At 70.7% G+C, this 2,166-nt stretch carries 3 protein-coding genes and 1 pseudogene; 2 read left to right on the forward strand and 2 right to left on the reverse strand.

Going from position 1 to position 2,166, the window contains the following annotated elements:
• Positions 1-218: pseudogene (locus Y706_RS29425) on the forward strand (PHP domain-containing protein); the annotation flags it as partial.
• Between the two features lie 83 nt (positions 219-301).
• On the opposite strand, the gene Y706_RS0118695 reads toward Y706_RS29425, so the two are convergent.
• Together Y706_RS0118695 and Y706_RS0118700 are read right to left on the reverse strand one after the other, a co-directional pair.
• Entirely contained in the window at positions 302-847 is a 546-nt protein-coding gene (locus Y706_RS0118695) for a methyltransferase family protein (RefSeq protein ID WP_043436479.1), read from the reverse strand.
• Positions 848-987: 140 nt separating this feature from the next.
• Complete coding sequence (locus Y706_RS0118700; RefSeq protein WP_028277793.1) at positions 988-1,590, reverse strand: LysE/ArgO family amino acid transporter; 603 nt, start codon at positions 1,588-1,590, stop codon at positions 988-990.
• A 68-nt stretch (positions 1,591-1,658) separates the two neighbouring features.
• On the opposite strand from Y706_RS0118700, the gene Y706_RS26450 reads away from it, so the two are divergent.
• A partial coding sequence (locus tag Y706_RS26450; protein ID WP_043436480.1) for a LysR family transcriptional regulator occupies positions 1,659-2,166 on the forward strand: 508 nt, incomplete at its 3' end.

Raw genomic sequence — 2,166 nt, forward strand, 5'->3', positions numbered from 1 at the left:
CCCGCCCCGAACGGCAGGATCCGCCGGACGAGCTGATCCGGCTGGCCCTCGATGCCGGCTGTCTGTTCAGCATCGACAGCGACGCCCATGCGCCGGGCCAGCTGGATTTCCTGCAGTACGGTGCCGAGCGCGCGGCCTCGAACGGGGTTCCCACCGAGCGGATCGTCACCACTTGGCCGCTGGATCGGCTGCTGGAGTGGGCCGGAAGCGGCAAATAGCGGCCGGACAGCTGTCCTGGGCCAGGGCCCAGGGCTACCCCAGCCCGGGGATGCCCAGCCCGCCAATGCCTGCCCGCCGAGGCCTAGGGTCGGGACGGCTCCGGCCCGTCGGGCCGCCACGGCGTGGGCCTGGGCAGCCAGCGCGGGACGTTGCTGCGGTATTCCTCGTACGCCGCACCGAACTTCCGGGCCAGTGTGGGCTCCTCGTACTGCCGGACGAAAGCCACCACCGGGATGGCGCCGATGCCCAGGGCCAGGAAGAGCTTCGGCTGGCCCAGCAGGAGCCCCTGCCCCGCGACGGCCGCGGCAATGGACACGTACATCGGATTCCGCACGTACCGGTAAAGGCCGCCAACCACCAGTTGCCTGGGCGGGGCAAATGGCGCGGGGGTCCCGATGCCCTCGACGGCGAAATGCACAAAGGAGTTCGCGATGACGGCGGCGCCCGCACCGATCATCATGGCGCCCGCGATCTGCGCGGGCACCCCGCCGGGGACCGGGGACTCCACTTTCCAGCGGGTCAGCAGCCACGGCACCACGCCGGCGGCGGTTGCGGGGGCGGCCGCGAAGACGGCTGTGCCGATGGCTGCACGCCGTCGTTCGCTGGCCGAGGCTGGGGATGCTGTCATCCGGCAATCGTGACCCCGCCACGTTGAACGGACAAGGGCCCACCGGCCTACCCCCGGGGACGGGAGATCAGCCTCGGCTTTCCCGACACTTTGCGTGGGCGCGCGGTGGGCGGCGGGGCGGAGCGGTGGGCGGGCGCGTGTCAGGTCAGCAGCAGCACGGCAAGGGTGACCATCACGACGGCGATTCCGGCGTCGAGCACGCGCCAGGCCGTCCGGCGCCGGAACAGGGACGTCAGGAACCGCGCTCCCGCGCCGAGGGCGGTGAACCAGGCAATGCTTCCCAGGCCGGCCCCGGCGGCGAACCACCAGCGCCCGGCTTCGCCTTGGGCGGCAGCGAGGGACCCGAGCAGCAGCACCGTGTCCAGGTAGACGTGCGGGTTCAGCCAGGTGAAGGCCAGGCAGGTGCCAAGGACGGCGACCCGGCCGGCGGCGGGCTTGTTGCCGGGATTCTCCATCTGCTCCCCGCGGACCGCGCGCCGGGCCGCGAACGCCCCGTAGGCAAGGAGGAACGCCGCCCCGGCCCACCGGATCACGACGAGGGCAGCGGGCGCCCGGTCCAGGAGGATGCCGATGCCCGCGACGCCCAGCAGGATCAGCACGAGGTCCGAGACCGCGCAGACTGCCACCACCATAACGACGTGCGAGCGCTGGATGCCCTGCCGGAGGACAAAAGCGTTTTGCGCACCGATAGCAACAATGAGGGACAGTCCGGCGGAAAGACCGGAAAACAGGGGAAGGATCACCACTCCACGGTAGGCGCCCGCCAGAGATGAAACCAGTTAAAGATTCTGCTGATACGTAAGATGGGCTAATGATGGAGATTACCCCCGAACAGGCCCGGACGCTGGCCGCGATTCTGACGCACGGGAGCTTTGACGCCGCGGCCGCGCACCTGTCCGTGACGCCGTCGGCGATCAGCCAGCGGGTCCGGGCACTCGAGACCGCCGTCGGCCGGCCGGTCCTGACCCGGGCGCGGCCGCCCGGACTCACGGAGTCCGGCGAGGCCGTGGTGCGCTTCGCCCGGCAACTGGAAATGCTCTCCGCGGACCTGGCCGAGGAGCTGCAGCCGGAGCACCCCCGCGGAGGGATGCGCCTGACGCTGGTGATCAACAGCGATTCCTTGCACACCTGGGCGTTGGCCGGCCTCGCGGCGGCCAGTGACAACGTCCAGCTCGAGATCCTGCGTGAGGACCAGGAGCACTCATTGGACCTGCTGCGCGCCGGAGCCGCCGCGGCCGCCATCACGGAAACAGCCCAGCCCGTGCCCGGCTGCTCATCGAGCAAGCTGGGCACCATGCGCTATTTGCCGGTGTGCGCTC

The organism is Arthrobacter sp. I3 (assembly GCF_000520575.1).
Lineage (GTDB): Bacteria > Actinomycetota > Actinomycetes > Actinomycetales > Micrococcaceae > Arthrobacter > Arthrobacter humicola_A.